This is a genomic window from Streptomyces sp. A18 (assembly GCF_059026065.1).
In genome coordinates this window covers 1-21,275 of sequence record NZ_JBWLKL010000005.1, presented here as the reverse complement: position 1 = coordinate 21,275, position 21,275 = coordinate 1, and the positions used below count along the sequence as shown (strand labels likewise).

Genomic DNA, 21,275 nt, shown 5'->3' with positions numbered 1-21,275 from the left:
CGGCCGGCGTGTTCGGCGTACCAGACGTGCTCGGCTTACCCGACGTGCTCGGCGGGGGAGCGCGGCAGGTCGGAGGCGGTGCCGATCAGCCACCGCACCACGTCGACCGCGCCGTACGGTGCGCCGTCAGGGCTCAACTCGCCCAGGAAGTCCAGGTCCTGGCCGAGCGTGAGGACGGGCGGTTCGATGCTGCCGCCGGGGCGCCGCTGGCCGAGCCCGACGGTGGCGAGCAGCCCGTTGCACAGACACAGCCGTCCCTCGGTGGCGGACGCCTCGCCGCCTTTGCGCAGATGGGCGGCCTCGGGTTCGGCCGGGCAGCGGTAGCCGATGGCGCCCGTGGGGGTGCGGTAGGGCGTACGCAAGTATCCGAGGTCGCAGACGCGACGGCGGCCTGCGAGCACATCGGCGTCGGCGAGGGTTCCCGGCAGCTTCGCCACCTTGAAGGGGAAGCCGGTCGGGGAGGCCGAGGGATCGTTTCGCACCGCGAGGGTTCCGGAACGTGCCCGCTTCTTCAGCTCCCCGCGCAGCTTGGGGTCGAACCCGGATTCCTCACTGAGTGCGAACGCACTGCCGACCTGCACCCCGTTGGCTCCGGCGCTGCGGGCCGCAGCGAGTCGGTCGGGATGGGCGGTGCCGCCGGCCAGCCAGTAGGGGATGCCGAGCGCGGTCATTCTGGCCAGGTCGGGGTGGTCGCGAGGGCCGTAGACCGGGTCACCGTCGGTGTCGAGCGTCAGCCTTCCGCGCGGGGGCGCGCTGTGACCGCCCGCGCCGTGGGTTTCGATGACGAAGCCGTCGGGCCGGGTGGCGTCGTCCCTGGCGAGGTAGGAGGCGAGGACGGGCAGCGAGACGATGGCGAGGACGTCGGGCCGGCGCAGCCCGGTCACCAGGGAACCGCCGATGTCCGTCACAACGCCAGCCGCCAGTGGGGGAGTTGAGGAATGCTCCCGCTCCCCGGGCATAGCTGCGTCCCCGGACATGACCGCTCGCGGATCGAAGCGGTGCGGGTAGGGATCGTCGTCCCCGTCCACCGCGACGGCGACCGTCACCGGCTCCGCGCGGGCAAGGCGTGTCGCCAGATCCGGGACATGGCCGGGGACACCGGCGCCCACGAGGACACAGTCGACGCCCGCGAGTATGGCCCCGAACATGGCGGGCGCGAGGGCCAGTTGCACCTTCTCCAGGTAGTTGATGCCGACGCGGCCCTCGTGGCCCTCCTTGGCCAGCCACACCTCCACGAAGTTGCCGAGCACCGTCAGGAGCTCCGCGGGGCGGCCCCGCTCGGCGCGCAGCATGGGTTCCGTACGGAAGCGTTCGCCCTCGCCGATGCCTCCCTCGACATAGAAGCGGTCCAGGACGGCGGACACCAACTCCGGGGCGGGGAAGGCCGCGAGGGCGCGCCGCACTTGGCCGCCCGGGTCGCCGAGCTGGAGGCGGCGCGCCAGCACCGCGTCGAGCGCCGTGCCGGAGACGACTCCGAGCTGCCCGGCACGGGAGACGGCGCGGGCCAGGCGCCAGCCGGAGACGCCGACGCCCATACCGCCCTGGATGATCTGGGGCAGCGCCCCGCCCACTGTGGTCTTCGGCATGTGGCACAACCTCGCTGCTCGAACCCCGGAACCTACGGAACCGTAAGTTCCGTCCGAAGCCAAGTCTGGGCCATCCCGGCCCGCCGGGACCGCGGCGAAGGGCCCGGACCGAAGGGCCTTTCGGCCCGCCTTCCTTTCGTCGGCGCGTGGGACGGCGCGGCCAGCCCCCGCGCTCTGCCGTCCAAGCGCGACGTCCAGGCTTCTCGGCGCCACCTGCGGGAGGTCGACAGCGAGCATCGGAGCAACTCGAAAGGAGAGTAAGGGAGTTGGTGCGCTGGCTACTACGTCCGCGTCGACAACACCCACAGATCGGCGGACGGGGTAGCTGAACACGTGATCAAGCGATTCGGGCTCGACCGACTCGACCGCCTCGACCGAATGGACGGGCGACGAGTCTGGGTCAACTGCGCGGCTCGGAGGCCGCGCAGCGCTTCCCATGGCCTCCTGTCTTCGCCCTGCGGCAGCCGTCAGCCGGCTGTCCACCCGCCGTCCACGGCCAGTGCCGACCCCGTGGCGAACGAGGCGCGGTCGCTGCACAGCCACAGGGCCGCCTCGGCGATCTCGGAGGGATCCGCCATGCGTTGCTGCATCTGGCGGGCGACGAAAGCCGTGGCCAGCTCTGGGTAGGTCTCGACCGCTTGGTTGATCATGTCTGTGCGGGTGGTGCCGACGACGAGCGTGTTGATGCGGATGCCATGTGCCGCGTACTCGGCCGCCGCGGCCCTGGTCATGCCGAGCACCGCGTGCTTCGCGGCGACGTAAGGCACGGGGGCTCCGGTGGCTCCCATGGCCGCGGTGCTCGACGTGTTGACGATCGCGCCCCTGCCCGCCTCGAGCATCACCGGGATCTGAGAACGCAGACAGTTCCAGGTCCCGCTGACATTGACGGCCATCGTGCGGTCGAAGACAGTCTGATCGAGCTCGTGCAGAGGGGCGAGGTCCTTGCCGGCGAAACCCGCGTTGTTGAACGCCGCGTCCAGGGCGCCGAAGTGCTCACGGGCCGCGTCCACGGCGCGCTGTACGTCCTCGGCGACCGCGACGTCGCCCGCGCTGACGGCCGCCCGGCCCCCGGAGTCGGTTATCTCTTGGGCCAGTTGCTTGAGTACGTCCTCGCGGCGAGCCATCAGAAGGACCGCTGCTCCCTCGGCGGCGAACAGACGGGCGGCAGCTTCTCCGATGCCGCTCGACGCGCCCGTGATCATGACGGTCTTACCGGTCAGCATTCCAGTGGTGTCACTCATGCGGCGAGTAAACCGTCTGAGGCACGGACGTGCACCCCGGCGCGCATTCCCCTCCCTGGTACGGAAGTTGTTGATGGGGCAGTTGAGACGAACGGGCTTGCTGCGCGTACGTGACGGCACACGGAACCCATCCGGCGGTGGCGTACACCCCGGGGGACAGGAGTCGCTCGTGTCGCGCAAGAAGACCCTCAGCCGAAAGAAGAAGGTCGCCCTCATGGTGGGCGCCGCCGCGCTGGTGGCGGGCACCGCGGTGGTGATGACGGGGACGAGCCAGGCCTCACCGGCGTGTGACGGACTGGCCACCGCACTGAGCAACAACGAGGAGTTCATCGCAGGTCAGCGGGCGAACCCTGATGCGCAGTCCGCGGCGCGGATCGCCAATCGGGAAGCGGTGATCGAGGAGATCAGGCGAAAGCAGGCGGCGTCGGGCTGCGACGCGGGTGAGGACGCGGGTGCCGGGGCCGGGGCCGGTGCCGAGGCGGGCGCGGAGGCCGGCGCGGGAGCCGGTGAGGAAGCAGGCGCCGGTGAAGGTGAAGGCGCCGGTGGGGACGCTGCCCAGCCGCCGGCGGAGGAGCCGGGAGGCGACGCCACGGGCACGGCGCCGCCCGCGGGTGGCGGAAACGCGGGGGCGGAGGGCGAGGTCGTCTGTGCCGGTTCCACCGTCACGCTGTCCGGCGAGGGCGGCGCACCGGCCGCGTCCAGCAACGAGTTCCCCGTCGGGACGCAACTGAAGGTGACGAACCTGGACAACTCCAAGTCCACCACGGTGGAGGTCACTTCGGCGTCGGGCAGCTGTGCGCTGCTCAACAACGCGGCATTCGAGGAGGTGCGAGAGGCCGGGAAGTTCCTGATCCGCAATGCGCGGATCCAGCGCGTCGGATAGCTGGACCGCCCAGCGGGCGTGTTGCCGAAGGGAAGCTCGGCGGCACGCCCGCGCGCGGGCGAGTCGAGGTTCGGCTTCACGCGTCGGAGTCTTTGCCGTTCTCGGCTGTCGCCCGTTCCAGAATGCCGGCGACCACCTCGGACTTGGCGTCGGCGTAGTTCTGCATGTACTCCCACGTTTGCTGCGACAGCGAGCGTTTGGTGTCGCCGTACAGCTGACGGTCGTCGCTGTGCTCGCGCAGCCGGTCACGGAAGAGCAGCATGCGGTCGACCTCGGGGCAGCCCGCTGGAAAGACGTGCAGGTTGGCCCGATCAGCACTCGGGTCCAGGTTGTCTTTGCGTAGGACGCGGTGCTCGTACCACTCGGGCTCGCGGATGACGAGCTCGAAGCCGAGCTCCTCGAGGGCAGGCACATAGGACGCCTCGTCGGCGGCGTCGGGGACGATCAGGAGCACGTCGATGACCGGCTTGGCGGGGAGGTCAGGCACTGAGGTGGATCCGACATGCTCGATCCGGTGGTCCAGGTGACCGAGGCGCTCACGCATCCGCGCGGCTGCCAGCTCGAAGACCACAGGCCACCGCGGGTCGTACTCCCGGAGGGTGACCTGGCCGTTGAGCTTGGGCGCGGCGACCAAGTGCGCCGCCTCGATCTCCTCGGCGGACATGGAATCGCGCGGGATTTCCTGCTCAGACATGAAGGGCCGTCTCTGCGTTGGGTTCAAGGGTGTGCGCCGCTTCCACGACGTCTTCCGCAAGCACGGATGCTTATGGGCCCTTCCTCTCCATGACGGCACCCTCAGCGTCGGCCTGGTGACGGACAAGCACTCCTCGCGTTCGACCCGGTGGGACTGCGCCGCGCTACGTCAGCTCGAGCGTAGCCGCGCTACGTTCGAGCTGACGTCGGCGGTCTCCGAACGGACCCCCTGTTTACCGTGGGGCGCCGGCCCCGATCGTCGGCAGGAAGCGCGGTGCTCGCCAGGCCTGCAACCGGTGCTCCACCGCGGACCCCAGAGACAGCAGTTTGGCGTCCTGGTGGTCGCCGGCCATCAGGAGCAGGCCGACCGGCAGTTCGTTCACGGTCCCGGCGGGCACCGAGAGGGACGGGTATCCGGCGACGGCCGCCGGTGTGGAGGAGGGGATGACGTCGTTGTCGCCGCGCGCGCAGTCGGTCGTCCACGCGGGCGGGTTCGTGGGCGCCGCGATCGCGTCCAGGCGATGGGTGGCCATCGTCTCGTCGATGGAACGCTGGGAGAGGTCCTTCAACTCGGCGCGCATGGCACGGTACTTGGGGTCGGTGGTGGGCGGCGCGGCGAGTGCCTGCTCGAACAGCTCCTGGCCGGCGAAGCAGGCCTGCTCCTCGGGGTGACCGCGGTTGAACTCGATCAGTTCGGCGAGGTTCTGGGGGCCTTCGCGTGTGCCGAGGTAGGCGTCGATGTCCCGGTGGAACTCGCTGAGCAGCGCCGGGAATTCGAGCTCGGCGAGCCGCGCCTGGTATGGGGGTGTCACCTCCACGACCACTGCGCCGGCCTTGCGCAGCTTCTTCGCCGTACGTGTCATCACGGCGTCCACGTCGGATCCGAGCGAGGGCAGGCGCCACAGGCCGATGCGCTTGCCGCGGAGGTCGGTGCCGCCGTGGCCTGCCGAAGCGTCCTTGGCGTCCATGGCCGGCAGGCCGGATGGGCTCGAGCTCTCACCACCGCTCAGCACCGAAAGCGTGAGCGCGGTGTCGATCACGTTGCGGGCCATGGGCCCAGCCGTGTCCTGCTCGGCAGAGATCGGCACCACGCCCGACGGGCTGACCAGGCCGAGGCTGGGCTTGTGGCCGACGACGCCGTTCATCCCGGCCGGGCAGACGATGGATCCGTCCGTCTCGGTGCCGATCGCCACCTGCGACAAGGACGCGGCGAGCGCGGCGGCCGAACCGGAGGAGGAACCGCATGGATTCCGGTCGAGGACATAGGGATTGTTGGTCTGCCCGCCCACCGCCGACCACCCTGAAGTGGGCTTGGCCGAACGGAAGTTGGCCCACTCGGAGAGGTTGGTCTTGCCGAGGATCACCGCCCCCGCCTTCCGCAGCCGGGTGACCAGCGCGGCATCGATGTCGGGCGGGCTTCCGGCGAGCGCGAGCGAACCGGCCGTCGTCGGCATGTCACGGGTGTTCACGTTGTCCTTGAGCAGGACGGGGATGCCGTCCAGTGGCCCAAGTGTCTCTCCATTCCGGTGCCTTGCATCGCTGGCGGCCGCCTGGCGCAAGGCAGTCGGGCTGGTACGCAGCACCGAGTGAATCTTGGGGTCGACCTTCTCGATGCGCCGCAGGTAAGCACGGGTCAACGTCGACGAGGTCAACGAACCGTCCGCCATACGCGTCTGCAACTCCGGAATCGTCACGGTGTCCAGATCGACCCCGGATGCGAGACCTGACCCGGTCGGCGGCGACGAGCTGCCGGTGCCATGCTCGGCGGCTTGCGCACCCGCATTCGGTACGCCCGTCAGAAGGGACCCCGCGACAAGGGCGGCGGTTATTACGGCAATGCTCCTCTTCCCCATGAGGGCCAGCCGACTACACGGGCAGCATCCGGCGCAAGAGTGCCGGGCTCTCGCGGGTCGCGAACACCCATCAGCGGCTGAAATTCGCCTCGCGACAGAGCTGTCACAACGTTCCAAGATCGCTTGACCGTGGCAGCAGGGCAAGGACAACACTGTTCCACAGACCACATGAAGGGGGAGTTCGCGTGACCGCGACCTGCGTCATTCTCGATATCGGCGGCGTACTGGAGGTCACTCCGGAGACAGGGTGGGTGCGACGGTGGGAGGAGCGGCTGGAGCTGCCGCTGGGCACGCTGCATGAGCGGATGCGTGATGTGTGGGAGGCCGGGAGCGTCGGGACCATCACCGAACGTGAGGTGCACGAGCAGGTGGGAGCACGCCTACGGCTCGACGCGCCCCAGGTCGAAGCCTTCATGACTGATCTTTGGACGGAGTATCTGGGGACGCCGAACGAGGAACTCATCGCCTACGTCCGACAGCTTCGGGGAATCTGCAGGCTGGGCATCCTGAGCAACAGCTTCGTGGGCGCGCGGGAGCGGGAGACAGCGCTGTACCACTTCGACGACCTGGTGGAACAGATCGTCTACTCGCACGAGATCGGCATCGAGAAACCGGACCCACGCGCCTTCGATGTCGCATGCGCCAGCCTGGACGTGCAGCCGGAGAGCTGTCTCTTCATCGACGACGTCCCGGTCAATGTCGAGGCCGCACAGGCGGCGGGCATGCAGGGGCATTTGTACGAGGACAATGCCCGGACGATCACGCGCATCGCAGCCCATCTGGACGCCTGGCTCCGGCCTCCAGGGCGTTACCCGCTCGAACCGACGACCGCGGCGGCATCAGTGTCCCCACACTGGAGCGGCCGACCAGGTGCGTGACTGACTCCGCGCGCCACACGCACGGGCAACGCGTCAGCTCGTCCGTAGGCCAATACTTCGGCGAGGACCTCACGGAATCGGGCCGCGTCGTCGGCCGGCGCTTCGATGGTGGCCAAACGTCATCCCGTCGTTGTACCAGCGTGTTCACCGTGGCCACTGGGCGGGACCCGGTCGGCGTGTCCGGTGAAGAGAACTGCAAGTCCGCCGCCTGTAATCGGCTACCTGTCAGTAGCTCTGGGCGTCTGCTGCCCCTGGTCGCTCGTTGCGCGCGTCAAGTTGCCGCTGGAGTGGGCGAGGTAGCGTTCCAGCAGTTGCTCGGCCAGGGGCGTGTCGCCCGTCTGCAAGGCTTCAAGCAGGGCCCGGTTGCGTTCCAGGTACGGGGAGTGCAGGGCCTGCGGGTCGTCCAATGCGTGGAAGGCCAGGCGGAGTTCGGCCAGGACCGTGCGCATGGTCTGGTCTATGCGGGGGCTGCCGGCCAGGGCTACGAGTTCGCGGTGGAAGTGGAAGTTCGCCGTGCCCAGCGCGTCCCAGTCCTGCGCCGCGGCGGCCCGCTCGCCCTCGATGACGGCCTCCGCCAAGCCGTCGAGGGCGTACGGCGGTTCGGGCAGCGAGCGGACGACGGCGCACTCCACGAGGAGACGTACGCGGTAGATGTCGGCGACGTCCGCGGCGCTCGGTCTGCGGACGAAGACGCCTCGGTTGAGTTCGTGGACCAGTAGCCGCTCATGGGTCAGCGGTCGGATTTGAGCAAGGCAATCGTGATGCTCAACCACACGGAGCAGGGCCAGCGGCTGGTGCTGCACTGCGGCGCGTTCAGTCAGAACAACGATGGTCCTGTGGACCACTGGGGCCCTGACAGGCAGTACGAGTGCCCCCAGGACGGGCAGTGAGGGGCTGGACAGACAGGGCCAGGGCTCCCCACAGCCGGTTGAGTTGTGCGTCGCTCATGCCAGTGCTCGTCACGTGGCGGAGCGTACCGTGCGGCCCTGCTCTGTCCAGGTCCACCACCAGGCGCTCACGAAGCCGTGTGCCAGGATGTGGATCGTGTCGTACACCCAGTTCACCAGCCCATTCATCGGCCGGGAAGACGAGCTCGGCCGTCTTGCCGATGTGCTGGAGCGTGCCCGAGGCGGCGAGGCTCGTGCCGTGCTGATCGGCGGGGATGCCGGGGTCGGGAAGACGCGGGCGTTGGATGAGCTGGCCGGGCGGGCCGCCGCGGACGGGATGACCGTGCTCACCGGGCACTGTGTCGACCTCGGCGATGTGGGGCTGCCGTATCTGCCGTTCACCGAAGTCCTTGGCGCGTTGGCCGCGGACCAGCGGTTCGCCTCGGTTCTTGGCGGTCATCCGGTGACGGAACGGATGCTCGCGGGTGGTGCGGACGCCGTGGGGGACGTGAACCGGCGGCTGCGGTTCTTCGAGGACGTGGCCGCTGTGCTGGCCGAAGTGACGGACGTCGCGCCATTGTTGCTGGTCCTGGAGGATCTGCACTGGGCCGACCAGTCCTCCCGGGATCTGCTGCGGTTCCTGCTCAGCCGCGGTGTCCTCCAGCGGCCGACCGGCGGCTCGCGCGACCGGCGGCTCGCGGTGTTGGCCTCGTACCGGGCGGACGACTTGCACCGCCGCCACCCTCTGCGTCCCCTGCTGGCCGAGCTGGTGCGGCTGCCGGCCGTGGAGCGGCTGGAACTTCAGCCGCTGCCCGATGCGGACGTGGCTCGCCTGGTGCGTTCCCTGCGGGACCGCCCGCTGCCTGATGCCGCCGTCCACCGGATCGTCGAGCGTGCCGAGGGCAACGCGTTCTACGCGGAGGAACTCGTCGCCGCCACGGAAGCCACGGTCGCCGCGGACGCCTCGGACAGCAGTCTGCCCAGTGGCCTGGCCGACGTCCTGCTGATCCGGTTCGAGCAGTTGTCCGACACCGCCCAGCAGGTGCTGCGCACCGCGGCCGTCGCCGGACGCCGCGTCGGGCACGATCTGCTGCGGGACGCCGTCGGACTGCCCGAGAGGGAGCTGGAGGCGGTACTGCGCGAGGCCGCTGGTCGGCAGCTGCTCGTACCCGGCGACGGTGACACGTACGCCTTCCGGCACGCGCTCGCGCGGGAGGCGGTCTACGCCGATCTGCTCCCGGGCGAACGGGCCCGACTGCACGGTGAGTTCGCACGCCTGCTCGCCGGTCAGGGCCGCCAGTCCGGCAGCGCGGCCGAGCGCGCCCACCACCACCGCGAAAGCCATGACCTGCCCGAGGCGCTCGCAGCCTCCCTGGAGGCCGCCGACCACGCGCAGCGCGTCGGCGCGCCCGCCGAGGAGTTGCGGCACATCGAGGCGGCCCTCGACCTGTGGTCGTCGGTCGACGCCTCCGGCCTGCCCGCCGGGACCGACGTCGTGACGCTCACGCTGCGTGCCTCGGCGGCGGCCGCCCACGCCGGGGAACTGCACCGCGCCGTCGCCCTCACCCGGTCCGCGCTTGCCGGGCTGGGCCAGGACGCCGACCTGGAGCTCGCGGCCCGCGTCCGCTACACACTCGCCGGGAACCTGCTGCACGTCGACAACCTCTCTGCCGCCCTCGCCCACAGCAGGGAAGCTCTCGCCCTGATCCCCGCCGAGCCGCCTTCGGCGACATGGGTGTGGGCGGCAGCCACCTACGTGATGGCCGCCGCGCGGCAGGGCGAGGAGAACGAGGACGCGAAACGGGTCGGCCACCAGGCACTGCGCGTCGCCGAAGAACTGGGGGTCGACGACGCGCGGGCCGACCTGCTGGTCTCCATGAGTGTGCACAGAGACAGCAACCGTCGTACCCCGGAGGGCAGAGAGCGGCTGCGGGAAGCGCGGGACCTCGCGCAGCGATCGGGCAACGCGCCCGTGGAAATGCGCGCCCTGTTCAACCTGGCCGCCGGCTGCTACGAATCCGGTGACCTCGAGGAATGCCTGGCATGGACGGTGGCGGGCCTGGACAGGGCCCGCCGTTCCGGGCTGCTGTCCTCGCCGTACCCGCGGGAGATGCGGTACGCGCAGCTGCTGGTGCAGTACACGCTCGGCCACTGGGACGATTGCGCGCGGGGCGCGGCCGAGGCGGCCGGAACACAGTCCGGCGCGGGCGACTACACGTCGGGACCCGGGCTGTACGTAGCCCTGGCACGCGGCGATTTCACCGCGGTGGAGCGCGCCCGGGTGATGCTGGAGGGGCCGTTCGACTGGATCAACACCCTGGTCGCGGGCATCGTGCGAACCGACGCCGCCGCGCTGCGCGGGGACCCGGAGGAGGCGGTGCGGTCGATGCGCTACACCCTCGAAGCCCTCGCCGGCGACACGGGCGCAGTGCCCGACGTCACGGTCCGGCTCGCCGTTCTCGCCCTGTCCGCTGTCGCCGACTCGGCGATCGAGCTGCGCATGCGCGGTGACGAGGAGGGGGCGAAGCGTCGAGCGGACACCGCGACCGAACTCGTGGAACAGGCACGGGCTTCTGCCGCCCGCGGTGAGAACGGCTCGCCCCAGGGGCCGGAGGGACAGGCGTGGTTGGCCCGTGCCGAAGCCGAATGGGTGCGAGCTGTGTCCGGGCCGGACCCGGCGGCCTGGGAGAAGGCGATGATCGCCTTCACGTACGGCGACGCCTACGAACGCGCACGCTGCCGACTGCGGCTGGCCGAGGCCCTGCTGGCGGCAGACCGCCGCGAGGAAGCGGCCGCCGAAGCCGACTCGGTGCGCCAAGAGGCCGACCGGCTGGGCGCCACGCTCCTGCGCGAACGGCTGGACGCTTTGGTGCGCCGTGGCCGGCTTACGGTGCCCGACCGGGACCGAACCGCCGTACTGACGGCCCGTGAGCAGGACGTATTGCGGCTCCTCGCCCTCGGCCGCAGCAACCGGCAGATCGGCGAAGAGCTCTTCATCAGCCCCAAGACGGCCAGCGTCCACGTCTCCAACATCCTCTCCAAGCTGGGAGCGGCGAGCCGCACGGAGGCGGTGGGCGTCGCCTACCGGCAGGGGCTGATCAGTACGGAGCCGACGCTTTCGGAATGACCTGCCTCCGCCCCCCGAGACCGGGCCGGAACACCCGGGTGGCAGCTGGACCTGTTCGCCGACGCCGGCCGGAAGACGCGCGACGGCATCGACGTCCGGGTGCACAGTCGTTACTACCGCGATCCGCCCGAGTTCCTGACGTTCATGCACGGCGAGGACGAGGCCCCGGCTCTGCGCTCGCGCCTGGGCCTGCTGCGCGACGCCCTGATGGCCGTTGAGACGGGCGAGCGCCCCGAGGTGGGGTTCGCCTACTCCAGGGCGTACGACATGAGTATCCCGCCCGTGGACCCCGACCGGATCACGACACTGGACGGCGCGGGCGCACTCGCGTCGGGCGATTCCGCGCTGGGCCGCCCGCCCTATAACGGCGCCGACGAGTACAAGTTCGCGACGTACATGTATGGCATGTTCGACGTTGCCTCGACTCTGCGGGAGTCCGTGGAAGAGGCCCGCCGCCGTTGCACGGCGGGCGACCCGACGGAGGCACTCCTCCTGGGTCGCGACCTGCACTGGGCGTCCGGGGGAGACCCGGCGCGCGAGGCACTGGCGAATGAACTCCTCGTGACGGCGTACCGGGCGCTGGATCGCCCGCGGCCGGCGGAGATGGCCGAAGCCCACCATCGGTATCGGTCGTCGGCGGATGTAGACGTGCTGGAGGCGAAGAATACGTAGCGGCGTACGGAGTTGTGTTTGTGCTCTGGAAGGACTGGTGAGTAGTGGTGCGGGAACGTGTTGAACGCCTCCGGGTGGTGGCTGTTGTCCTCACGACCTGGGATGCGACGATCGGAGGGCAACTTCGGCCTCGCTCGCCTCGCCGGTTCGACATCAGTAAGGGGACCCATCCGTGACCGTACGCATCGACCGGCATGAACTGCCGTCAGGGCCCGAGGCCGAGGAGTACGCGGCGCGGCTCGGTCAGTACCTCAGCGGCAAGATCGATGGACTTGAAGAGTCCGGGTCCGCCATCGACTCCGTCTTCGGCACATCGGTCCTGAATCTGCGAGCTCGCTGTGTCATTGACCCCGGGGCAACGGCGTTGGAGACGTGGGAGGCCGCGGTCACGGCGGCGCAGTCGGGGTCTGCGCTGTTCGCCGTCACGGGCGTGACCGAAGGCACCGTCGAGTGCCGTATCGCCCGCGAGGTGCGCAGCTTGCGGGCTGCCGGACCGTTGCCGGCGGCGGATGTGGGCACGTGGCTGCAGGCGTTCTGGCTGGCTGTCATCTGCCGTGAGCAGGGAAGGATGACGCAGCTGTGTGAGATCCCGCTGGACCGCTTGCGTGCTTCGGAGAGGCACTACGACGCGTACATCTACCACTGGGTGGACACCCTGCAGACTTACTGGCTGCGCCGCCCCGGCCTGGTGGAGAAGCTCACGGACACATTCCGAGCCGCAGACCGGTCGACGGCACATGTCGCCCCGAGGGACCTGTTGGACGGCATCCACTATCCGCCGATCCAGCTCTTCTACCGCTTGGTCATCAAGGACGAGGAGGGTTTCGGCCCCGCTCTTGTCGACGCGCTGAAGCTGCACCACGCGTACTGGACCTTGAACGAGGACCGGAGGAGCGATCTCGACGGCAGTATCGCTCTGGGCCCGCTGGCCATCGCGTGCCTGGCCCACGACGGGAAGATCCCCATCGGGGTCGAGTCGGAGTACCTGCCCAAGCGCCTCCTGGAACGCGGCTGGCTCGGCGAGTTCGCCACCTGAGGCACCGCGCGGCCTCTTGCGCGGCGGCGGCGCTGTGAACTCCGGAGGGTGCGGGGTTCACAGCGATGGCTAACGCCGCGGGTGGGCTGCCCCCCCGCTTGACCGTTTGAGTACCCGTATCCGTGGGGTCCTGGAGGATGCTCAGTCGAGACAGAACTCGTTGCCCTCGATGTCCTGCATCACGAGGCACGACTCGTTGTCCTCATCGGCAGGCAGGAGTCGCACGCGTACCGCGCCGAGCGGGAGCAGGCGTGCGCATTCGGCCTCGAGTGCGGCCAGGCGTTCTTCACCCACGAGTCCGGTGCCGACCCGCACGTCGAGGTGCAGCCGATTCTTGACGACCTTGCCTTCCGGAACGCGCTGGAAGAACAGCCGCGGGCCCACACCTGAGGGATCAGCGCAGGCGAACCAAGCACCCTGATCCTCAGGAGGCAGGGAGCGGTCGTAGTCGCCCCACGTGGCAAAGCCTTCCGGCGGAGGCGGTACGACGTACCCCAACACCTCGCACCAGAAGCGAGCGACTCGCTCGGGTTCCGCGCAGTCGAAGGTGACTTGGAACTGCTTGACCGTTGACATCGGCGCACGATAGCAGGGGGAGTCTGTGGCTCGTTTCCCGGTTCGGAGTTGATCTCATGGACTACCGGGGCGCCTGCGTCCTCGGGGGTGTCGTGTTCGCCACGATCGCCGGCCCGACCGCTGTGTGGCAACTTCCCGCGGTCGTCGAGGAGTTTCTGGTGGTTGCCGGGGCTTGGGTTGCCGGAGTCATTGGGGTGATCCGTGTCGTTCATGTCCTTTGGCGACACGGACAGCGTCGTTGACGTCCGCCCGTCTGCACGACCACGTCCTCACCGGGTAGGACAACTTCCATCGACGGACTCGACGGACTCGACGGACTCGACGGACTCGACGGACTCGACGGACTCGACGGACTCGACGGACTCGACGGACCGGAGGGACCGGACGGACTCGACGGAGTCACTGCGCGTCGCGTAGCTGAAGGAGGTACGTCGCAGTCAGTGCCACGGCGCGGTCCCCGTCCTGCGACAGTTCCACCAGGGCCCGTGACGCCCTCGCCCCCGGGATGCCCGCCAGCGACTGGGTCAGCCGTCCGCGTGCAGGTGCTTCCGTGGTGCCGTGGGCGAGGCGGTCGACGAGTCTGGTCGCGATCTGATCCGCCGTCGCGGTGTCGCTCGCCAGCACGCTCAGGGCATCGGCCGCGTCGATGTCGTTCCTTCCTTCCACGATCATGTCGACGAGCGTCGGGACCGCATCGGTCACGCCGAGTGCCCCGAGCGCCAGAGCCGCATACCCGCGGACCACGGCGTCGGCGTGCGTGAGCGCGCCCCGCAGCTGCGCGGTGGCCTCGTCGCCGGGCATCTCGGTGAGGGACTGAACGGCACGTCTCCGTACCGCGGGCACCGGTGAGCGGAGGCCCTCCGCCAGCAGGGCCGGGCCGCCGTCTCCCGATCGCGCCAGCGCCCAGCGAAGCGCCCCGGCGACGTTCGGATCGGTCTCGCTCAGTGCCGCGTCGACCAGGGCCTCCACCGGCACCGGAACCTCGTCGACCGAGGAGAGGGCCGCGCGCTGACGTGCGTCGGCGTTCTTCGACCCCAGTGCCTGCAGGAGCGTGACGACCTGGAGGACGTCCTCCCAACCTGCGGGGTCCGCGGCGTCGATCCGGCGCAGCCGCGTGAGCAGCTCCGTCTCCGCCGCGATGCGTTCGCGTGTCTGACGGATGAGGTCGCCGACGAGCGTCGAGGGCGTGAAGCCGGGATCGTCGAGCGCGCGCCCGATCTCACGCAGCGACAGTCCCAGCGACCGCAGGCTCTCGATGTGGAAGATGCGGCGGATGTCCTCGCCGGAGTACTCCCGATATCCGGAGCCGGTACGACCCGAAGGCCGTACCAGACCGAGTGACTCGTAGTGCCGGAGCATGCGGGCACTGACCCCGGACCGTCGCGCCACCTCACCGATCAACACGTCCTATCGTCCCTCCCGGCCGTACCCGCCGAGGGCCACGACGCGCTTCGCCTCCGCGATCAGGGACTCGAATCCTGCGTCCGGGTCGCGCAGCAGCCGCTCCGTGGCGACCGCGTGTGCGCGCACACGCGGGTCAGGGGCCGTCGTCGCAGCGTGCAGAGCCGGCACCAGCACGTCCCCCAGTGCGACCAGCGCCCGGCTCAGACTCAACTGCGTCTGGTGTCCACCGCGCCCGAGCTGCGTCACCAGCGCCGTAGCCAACACGGACTCCTCCCCTTCCGGCACGAGCACGACTGCGGCCCGCCAGGCGCTCCGCGCCACCTCGTCGTCGGCATCGGACAGGAGCGTACGGGTGATCGCCGGCCAAGCCCGCCGGTCCCCGATCTTGGACAGCGTATGCAGCGCCTGGCTCCGTGCCTGCGCACGCTGCGAGCGCACCTCGCGGAGCAGCTCGGGAAGCGTCAGGGACACCGGGTGGCGGGTGAGCGCCCAGGTCAGCATGTCGCGGACGAAGAACTCGGGCTCGATCGCGCACCGCTCGATGAGCTTGTCGACGAAGCGCGGGTCCGGCGTCGTACCGACCGCCAGAGCCGCCCTCAGGCGCACCGACGAACGGTCGTCCTCCAGGCCCTGGAGTGCTCGTGCCGCATCCCTGTCCTGTTTCGTGATCGTCATGGAGATCACCTCCTCGGCAAGGAGTGAAAGCCCTGTCACCGTGTCAAGGTCAAGCAGAGCCCTCTGCGCGAGCACCATTCACCCGCAGTCCCCAGCCGAGCTGCCCGCGCTGCCGAGCAGCCCGCCCAGGCGGCTACCGCGGTGCGATCGGCAGCTGGCGCTTGTGCTCGGTGAGGCGGTAGCGGCTGGTGATCTTCGCGAAGGCCTGCTCGTCCACCGGCTTGCCCTCCAGGAAGTCGTCGATGTCGTCGTAGGTGACCCCGAGCGCGTCCTCGTCGGCCTTGCCCGGGGCGAGGCTCTCCAGGTCGGCCGTCGGGGACTTCCACACCAGCTCGGCGGGCGCGCCCAGCGTGTCCGCGACCGCGCGCACCCGGCGCTTCGTCAGGCCGGCCAGCGGGACCAGGTCGGCGGCTCCGTCGCCGAACTTGGTGAAGAAGCCGGAGACCGCCTCGGCGGCGTGGTCGGTGCCGACGACCAGGCCGTCATGCGCACCGGCCACCGCGTACTGGGCGATCATGCGTTGCCGGGCCTTGATGTTGCCGTGCACGAAGTCCTGGTGGTGGGCGTCGCGGAAGCTGACGTCCGCGGCCACCGCGGCGGCGAGCGCGGCGTCGCTCGCGGGTTTGATGTCCACGGTCAGCACGTGGTCGGCCTGGATGAAGGAGAGCGCGAGCTGAGCGTCGTGCTCGTCGGCCTGGACCCCGTAGGGCAGCCGCATCGCGTAGAACCGCGCCTCGTGCCCGGCGGCCCTGGCCCGCTCGACGGCGAGCTGGCACAGCCGGCCGGTGGCGGTGGAGTCGACGCCGCCACTGATGCCGAGTACCAGTGAGCGCAGACCGGCCGAGGTCAGCCGCTCGGCGAGGAAGGCCACCCGGCGTTCGATCTCGTGCTCGGCCTCGAAGGTCTCGGCGACCTGGAGTTCCTGGGCGATCTCCTGCTGCAGGGCGATGGACGCCGGCTCGCTCACGTCTGCTCCTTGTTCCGGTTCACGATGTGCTCTCGCGGCACCTTAACTTCAAGCGCCGCCGCAGGCGCAGTCGGCTGCTCGTCACCGAGCCCGCTGTGCCCGTTCGTCGGGATTCGCGTTCGGGTGCCTGGCATGCTCAACGGCAGAGATCTTTCCTGCCGTGTTGGAGCCGCCGATGGATGGGACCGGGTCGGGCCATGCCGAGCGAGTGGCGGCGTACGCGACCGTGGGGTCGTGGCTCTCCATGTTCAGCGACCGTCGGATCAGGGATCTTGTGGCCGCCGCACCGCGGCTCGGTTCCGGGATCGGCGGCAGGTCGGCGGAGCTGGAGGTCGCGGGGATGCGCGTCTTTGTGAAGCGGGTTCCGCTGACGGACATCGAGCGTCAGCCGGAGCACGTGCGGTCGACCGCCAACCTGTTCGGCCTCCCCCTCTTCTACCAGTACGGGGTCGGGTCCGCGGGGTTCGGTGCCTGGCGAGAGTTGGCAGCGCACCTCATGACGACCGGCTGGGTTCTGAAGAACGAGTACGCGGGCTTTCCGCTGCTCTATCACTGGCGGATCTTGCCCGACAGCCCGCCTGCCGGCTTCGTCGACGAATTCGGCGGCATCGAGGGGGCCGTGGCGCATTGGGATGGGTCTCCCGCCGTGCGTCGACGCCTGGAGGCCATCGGGAGGTCCTCCTTCAGCCTGGTGCTCTTCTTGGAGTCCGTGCCCCAGACGCTCGCCGCCCGGCTCGGCGCCGGCGCGGATGCGGCCGCCCGATCGCAGCCGGGAAGCCGGTCGCCGTACCGGTGGGTCGAGGACGAACTGGCGCGGGGCACGGAGTTCATGAGCGCGCGCGGCATGGTCCACTTCGACGCGCACTTCGCCAATCTCCTCACCGACGGTCGGCAGGTGTACTTCACGGACTTCGGGCTCGCGTTGAGCCGGGACTTCGAACTCTCCGCGGAAGAGGCTCACTTCCTTGCCGATCACCTTGTGTACGACCGCTCCTATGCGCCGGGTCATCTGCTGCGCCATCTGCCCGGCGTGGGGCGTGGTCGCACCGAGCACGCGGCCTTCCTGCGCGAGTGGGCCGAGGGCCGTCGCCCTGGCGGCGTTCCGCCCGAAGCAAGCGCGATCATTGACCGGCATGCCCCGCACGCCATCATCCTGGACGGCTTCCATCAGCGTCTCCTCACGCAGAGCAAGCACACTCCGTTCCCCGCAGCCGAAGTCGAGCAGGCGCTGGCCGGTGCAGATGCTTCGGCCTCTACGAGGACTGGCCGGATTCCGTGATCCCGAGGTCGACACGCATGATGTGGCGCATGCTCCACAGCGGCTCCCACAGCTGGTTCAGGCTCTCCCGGGCGGCGTCCAGGTCCTCTCCCTGCCGCGTTGTGCCTCCGTCGAGTCGCATCAACAGGCCGTAGAGATCGCCGAGATGACGGTTCGCCGTGCTGGCCGCCTCCGCCGCGATGTCGGGCAGCACCATTTGGGCCTCGGCGTGACGCATACGGTGTTCACGGCGTGCCCGGTCCAGGTCCGACCGCAGGTCTTGGGTCATCTCGCCGCTCTCCAGGGCATGGAGGAACTTCGTCATCACGTTGGCCAAGTCGCGCGTACCGGCGCTCAGCGTCGCGTAGCACGCGCGCCGCGCCTCAAGGTGAGCCTGCCGCGTGGCGTACTCGCGCTCGTCCTGCTGGAGTTGCCTGGAGTGCTCGAGCTCGCGGGCCCTGGCACGGTCGGCACCGCGCTGTGTGATCACGGCGGCTGCGAGCGTGCCGCCGATGCCCAGAACGGCGATCACGATCTGGCTGATCGAGCTGTTCACGCTGCCCCCTCCTCCGGTCGGCTCGCCGGGACTGTACCCAACCGCTGGCCGTCCCCGGGATCCGGTGACGCCCGCCATCGGCGCGCGCTTCCGGGCTCACGTCATGGGCACCAACTCGGGCAGGGTCAGGGCCGAATGGGCGGGTCGTCCCTCGGAGGAGGGGATCGAGCTGAGGTTGCGCAGCATGTCGTTGCGCTGCTTCAGGGCCTGGGCGGTGGTCGGGAAGAGGGTGGCGTCGCCCTCACCGACCTGCGCCTGGTTCACGGTCACGAACTCGCGGGTGTCGTGTTCGTACGCGGCGAAGCCGGCCGCGTGGTCCCGGTCGGCCAGGGACGTGGCGAGCATGTACGCGCCGACGAGCGCGAGGCTTGAGCCCTGCCCGGTGAGGAACGAGGGTGCGTACGCGGCGTCGCCCACCAGCGCGACCCGGCCGCTGGACCAGTGGGGCATGCGGATCTGGCTGACCGCGTCGAAGAACAGGTCGTCCGCGTCACGCATGGCCGCAAGCATGCCCGGGACCTCCCATCCCGCGTCGGCGAAGACCGTGGCGACCAGGTCCCGTTGGGCTTGCGGGTTGCGGAACGCGTCGTACGGCGGTTCCGGGTGGGCGAAGTTGAGGAAGGCGTGCACTTCGTCGTTGTCGCCCACGGCGTAGAGCGCCGCTGCCCGGCCCGGCGTGTTCCACATGACGGTCTCGTGGGAGAGCCCGAAGGTGTTGCGCATGGTGAATCCGGCGAAGCAGTAGCCGAGGTATCGGTGGAACTGCTCTTCGGGGCCGAACAGGAACTCGCGGGTACGTGAGTGCAGGCCGTCCGCGCCGATCACCATGTCGAACGTACGCCTGCTGCCCCCGCGGAAAGTTACGTCGACCCCGTGGCCGGACTGGTCGAGGGTGTCGATGGAGTCGTTGAACAAGAACTCCACGTCGTCACGGACCGCCGTGTAGAGGGCGTCGGTCAGATCCCCGCGCCGTACCTCGATGTCCTGGCCGGCGACACCGCCGGTGACGGTGTGCGGGCTGACCGAGGCCACCTCGCTGCCGTCCCCGTCGAGGAAGGTCAGCCGGCGCAGGTCGATGTGCGCGTCCCGCAGGCGCGGCAGGATGCCCATCCTCCGGACGACCTCAAGTGCGGTGCCGCGTACGTCGATGGGGTAACCGCCGTCGCGAAGCGTGGCCGCCTTCTCCACCACCGTGACCGCGAATCCGTGGCGGTTCAGCCAGAACGCGAGGGCGGGTCCCGCGATGCTGGCCCCGGATATGAGGACCTTGCGCCTCGGCGTCGTACGGACATTGCTCAACTGATCAGTGCGGGTCATTCCTTGACTCCTTTGCTCATGGTGCGGGTGACGAGGAGGGACAGCGCCGTGATGGCGGCGGCTATGACGAAGCCGGTGACGAAGGCCGATTCGGCCGGGACCTTCGAACCGGAAGGGGTACTTGCGGTGAGGAGCGCGCCGCCGAGTTGCGCCCCGACGGCGAGGCCGACCACGCGAGTCACCAGGACCAGGCTGGTGGCGATGCCGGTGTCGCTCTGATGGACGGAGGTCGCGATGCTGGTCACCATCGCCGTGACGCACAGGCCGTTGGCGAGCGAGATCATCACCTTGCCGACGACGATGTGCCAGACCTGGCTGTGCATGGCTGCCAGGGCGATCAGGGCGACGCCCATGATGACGAGCCCGGTGACGACCACGGCACGCGAGCCGAAACGCCGCTCCCCGATGCCGCTCAGCGGCCCGGCCAGGGACGCGGCCACGGCGGCGGGCAGCAGGATGAAGCCGGTCTCGGTGGCGCTGGCCCCGAAACCGTACGCACGGGTGGGCACCGCGAGCATCTGCGGGATGAGGTAGATCGCCATCGAGGTACCGACGCAGATCACGAACGTCAGCACACACGCCTTCCACATCGTGGGCCGCGCCAGCAGGCTCAGATCGACCATCGGCGAGGCCGCGCGCCGCTCGACGGCTATCCATCCGGTCACGAAGGCAGCCAGCACCACGAGCAGGGCGCAGAGCACCAGTGGCTGCTGCGAGCCGATCTCGGGTGCGATCGCGAGCACGAGCATCAGCGTGACCAGCGTCCCGCTCAAGAGGAACAGGCCGGGCCAGTCGACCCCCGAGCCGTCCGACCGGCCCGGCGGATCCGCGGGCATCAGTCGGTCAAGGAGCACGGTGGCGCCGATGACCGCGAACGTCGGCAGCGCGAACATCCAGTGCCGGGACAGCCCTTCCGCCACGGGCCCGGCCGCCAGCGTTCCGGCCATCCCGCCCCCGACGAACAACCCGCTGACCACCCCGATGGCCATCTTCGACTCTCCCGCGGAGAGGTGTTTGCGCACCACGATGAACGACAGCGGCAGCGCGCCCACCATCGCCCCTTGGAGTACCTGGCCGAGCAGCAGCACCGGCAGGTTCGGTGCCAGGGCGGACACCAGGCCACCGGCCGAGACCACCGCCATCAGCAGGACCAGGACCCGCTTTCCTCCGTACCGGTCGCCGAATTTGCCGGCGAGCGGTGTGACGAGCGCGCCGGTGATGAGCAGCACGATGCTGAGTAACGAACCTTCGGATGGACTCATGTCCAGTTCGCGTTGCAGGAGCGGGAGCGTTGGTGTCACCACCGACTCCAGGGCTCCGGTGGCGAGTGCCAGCAGCCCGAGTGCCCAGACAGCGGCCTTCCCGATACGGACCGGTGGAGCCAGAGTTGTGGTCATGGGCGTCCCTTCCGTCAGTGCCGGGCGAGTCAGGGGTCAGCCGTACGCAGGGCTGCCGCCTTGCCGGGCCCGGCGCGGACACGGCGGCCAATTGCGCGGGGCGCAGCGGTTGTTCGAGTGCGGCGCCTGTCGAGCCAGTATTACACTACACCGTGCAGTGTAGAAAACGGCGAGGGAAGGCTAAGATGTGGCCATGCCGACGACGAAGACGCCGACCACGAAGACATTGCGCGAGGGGTCCGCGCGAAAGCGGGCCGCCATTCTCTCGG

At 69.6% G+C, this 21,275-nt stretch carries 19 protein-coding genes; 7 read left to right on the top strand and 12 right to left on the bottom strand.

Annotation, left to right across the window (positions count from 1 at the left end; translation table 11 throughout):
* Positions 1-35: 35 nt before the first annotated feature.
* Positions 36-1,586 (bottom strand): beta/alpha barrel domain-containing protein, encoded by a 1,551-nt coding sequence (locus AC5P1C_RS10225; protein ID WP_493865399.1) that lies wholly within the window; start codon positions 1,584-1,586, stop codon positions 36-38.
* A gap of 467 nt (positions 1,587-2,053) precedes the next feature.
* The gene (locus tag AC5P1C_RS10220; protein ID WP_493865398.1) at positions 2,054-2,827 is read right to left on the bottom strand and encodes an SDR family NAD(P)-dependent oxidoreductase; all 774 of its coding nucleotides are present in this window, start codon (positions 2,825-2,827) and stop codon (positions 2,054-2,056) included.
* Between the two features lie 169 nt (positions 2,828-2,996).
* On the opposite strand from AC5P1C_RS10220, the gene AC5P1C_RS10215 reads away from it, so the two are divergent.
* Entirely contained in the window at positions 2,997-3,710 is a 714-nt protein-coding gene (locus tag AC5P1C_RS10215) for an SCO2207 family protein (RefSeq protein WP_493865397.1), read from the top strand.
* A gap of 76 nt (positions 3,711-3,786) precedes the next feature.
* On the opposite strand, the gene AC5P1C_RS10210 is transcribed toward AC5P1C_RS10215, so the two are convergent.
* Entirely contained in the window at positions 3,787-4,404 is a 618-nt protein-coding gene (locus AC5P1C_RS10210; RefSeq protein WP_493865396.1) for a GrpB family protein, read from the bottom strand.
* Between the two features lie 232 nt (positions 4,405-4,636).
* Positions 4,637-6,256 (bottom strand): amidase, encoded by a 1,620-nt coding sequence (locus AC5P1C_RS10205; protein WP_493865395.1) that lies wholly within the window; start codon positions 6,254-6,256, stop codon positions 4,637-4,639.
* Positions 6,257-6,441: 185 nt separating this feature from the next.
* Between AC5P1C_RS10205 and AC5P1C_RS10200 the strand changes: the two genes are divergently transcribed.
* Positions 6,442-7,134 carry an HAD family hydrolase gene (locus AC5P1C_RS10200; protein ID WP_493865394.1) on the top strand — a complete coding sequence of 231 codons (693 nt, stop codon included), beginning with the start codon at positions 6,442-6,444 and terminating at the stop codon, positions 7,132-7,134.
* 218 nt (positions 7,135-7,352) lie between these two features.
* Here AC5P1C_RS10200 and AC5P1C_RS10195 read toward each other — a convergent pair whose 3' ends face one another.
* On the bottom strand, positions 7,353-7,907 hold the full coding sequence (locus tag AC5P1C_RS10195; protein ID WP_493865393.1) for a GntR family transcriptional regulator: 555 nt from the start codon (positions 7,905-7,907) through the stop codon (positions 7,353-7,355).
* Between the two features lie 271 nt (positions 7,908-8,178).
* Here AC5P1C_RS10195 and AC5P1C_RS10190 point away from each other — a divergent pair, with 271 nt between their 5' ends.
* From AC5P1C_RS10190 to AC5P1C_RS10180, 3 genes are all read left to right on the top strand, one after another.
* Positions 8,179-11,148, top strand: a complete 2,970-nt coding sequence (locus AC5P1C_RS10190) for a helix-turn-helix transcriptional regulator (protein ID WP_493865392.1) — start codon at positions 8,179-8,181, stop codon at positions 11,146-11,148.
* Between the two features lie 99 nt (positions 11,149-11,247).
* Positions 11,248-11,820, top strand: a complete 573-nt coding sequence (locus AC5P1C_RS10185; protein ID WP_493865391.1) for a hypothetical protein — start codon at positions 11,248-11,250, stop codon at positions 11,818-11,820.
* A gap of 172 nt (positions 11,821-11,992) precedes the next feature.
* Positions 11,993-12,856, top strand: coding sequence for an immunity 49 family protein (locus tag AC5P1C_RS10180; RefSeq protein WP_493865390.1), 864 nt, complete (start codon positions 11,993-11,995; stop codon positions 12,854-12,856).
* Positions 12,857-12,997: 141 nt separating this feature from the next.
* Here AC5P1C_RS10180 and AC5P1C_RS10175 read toward each other — a convergent pair whose 3' ends face one another.
* A complete protein-coding gene (locus AC5P1C_RS10175; protein WP_493865389.1) occupies positions 12,998-13,432 on the bottom strand; it encodes a VOC family protein in 435 nt (144 codons plus the stop codon).
* Between the two features lie 56 nt (positions 13,433-13,488).
* On the opposite strand from AC5P1C_RS10175, the gene AC5P1C_RS10170 reads away from it, so the two are divergent.
* Positions 13,489-13,674, top strand: a complete 186-nt coding sequence (locus AC5P1C_RS10170) for a DUF6332 family protein (protein WP_493865388.1) — start codon at positions 13,489-13,491, stop codon at positions 13,672-13,674.
* 157 nt (positions 13,675-13,831) lie between these two features.
* On the opposite strand, the gene AC5P1C_RS10165 is transcribed toward AC5P1C_RS10170, so the two are convergent.
* The 3 genes from AC5P1C_RS10165 to nadE form a co-directional block, all read right to left on the bottom strand.
* Positions 13,832-14,836, bottom strand: a complete 1,005-nt coding sequence (locus AC5P1C_RS10165) for a MerR family transcriptional regulator (RefSeq protein ID WP_493865387.1) — start codon at positions 14,834-14,836, stop codon at positions 13,832-13,834.
* 3 nt (positions 14,837-14,839) lie between these two features.
* Positions 14,840-15,511, bottom strand: a complete 672-nt coding sequence (locus AC5P1C_RS10160; RefSeq protein WP_493865386.1) for a HEAT repeat domain-containing protein — start codon at positions 15,509-15,511, stop codon at positions 14,840-14,842.
* A 133-nt stretch (positions 15,512-15,644) separates the two neighbouring features.
* Positions 15,645-16,478: an NAD(+) synthase gene (gene nadE / locus AC5P1C_RS10155; RefSeq protein ID WP_493865385.1), complete on the bottom strand. Its 834-nt coding sequence runs from the start codon at positions 16,476-16,478 to the stop codon at positions 15,645-15,647.
* Between the two features lie 175 nt (positions 16,479-16,653).
* On the opposite strand from nadE, the gene AC5P1C_RS10150 reads away from it, so the two are divergent.
* Complete coding sequence (locus AC5P1C_RS10150) at positions 16,654-17,757, top strand: protein kinase family protein (RefSeq protein WP_493865384.1); 1,104 nt, start codon at positions 16,654-16,656, stop codon at positions 17,755-17,757.
* Here the strand turns inward: AC5P1C_RS10150 and AC5P1C_RS10145 are convergent.
* The 3 genes from AC5P1C_RS10145 to AC5P1C_RS10135 all read right to left on the bottom strand — a co-directional run bounded on the left by AC5P1C_RS10145 (position 17,732) and on the right by AC5P1C_RS10135 (position 21,006).
* Positions 17,732-18,292 (bottom strand): hypothetical protein, encoded by a 561-nt coding sequence (locus tag AC5P1C_RS10145; protein ID WP_493865383.1) that lies wholly within the window; start codon positions 18,290-18,292, stop codon positions 17,732-17,734. The genes AC5P1C_RS10150 and AC5P1C_RS10145 overlap by 26 nt on opposite strands.
* A 96-nt stretch (positions 18,293-18,388) precedes the next feature.
* Complete coding sequence (locus AC5P1C_RS10140) at positions 18,389-19,609, bottom strand: FAD-dependent monooxygenase (protein ID WP_493865382.1); 1,221 nt, start codon at positions 19,607-19,609, stop codon at positions 18,389-18,391.
* Positions 19,606-21,006, bottom strand: a complete 1,401-nt coding sequence (locus tag AC5P1C_RS10135; RefSeq protein WP_493865381.1) for an MFS transporter — start codon at positions 21,004-21,006, stop codon at positions 19,606-19,608. Before AC5P1C_RS10135 ends, AC5P1C_RS10140 begins: the two co-directional genes overlap by 4 nt.
* Between the last annotated feature and the right edge of the window lie 269 nt (positions 21,007-21,275).